The sequence below is a fragment of the Candidatus Nitrosotalea sp. FS genome (assembly GCF_011319475.1).
GTDB lineage: Archaea > Thermoproteota > Nitrososphaeria > Nitrososphaerales > Nitrosopumilaceae > Nitrosotalea.
The window spans coordinates 1-524 of sequence record NZ_RCMC01000038.1; the positions used below are offsets into that span (position 1 = coordinate 1).

1 pseudogene is annotated in these 524 nt (G+C 38.9%); it reads right to left on the reverse strand.

Annotated elements, in window-relative coordinates:
- Positions 1-286: 286 nt before the first annotated feature.
- Positions 287-524: pseudogene (locus tag DYY66_RS02095) on the reverse strand (hypothetical protein); the annotation flags it as partial.

Consider the following 524-nt stretch of genomic DNA (forward strand, 5'->3'; position numbering starts at 1 on the left):
TTAAAAACGAAAAGGGATAAAATGGCGTGACCCTGTATAGGCAAAAGCATTCTCTTGCCCCTTTCGCACAACCTACTGTGCTCTACTATGTACCATTTTTCGCAGGATCACGCAAATTCATTTGCCAGAATTTGCATCTTTCCGCATTGATTAGTATACGTCATTCTGATATTTAATAATTAGTGTGATTTACTTCACGAATACATCCTGATTTGTATAAAATTTTGTTTCTATACCATATGCAACAGACTAATTCTTTTCATATTTGTACAATTAATCCACAAATTCACGCATTTTTCCCGGACAAGATATTTCCAAGAATTTCCGGAAGCACTTTTGCGGCAGGCTCCTGCAGGGACAAGTCCATCTGCGATGACATCTGTGTCTTTTCGATGTTTACTTCGATCATTGTTGCACCGTTCTGTTTTGCATAGACAGGCAAAAGATTTGCAGGAGATACTGCAAGCGATGTACCAACTATTATCATGGTATCGCATGTACTTGCCTCCTCTATTGCAGATTCC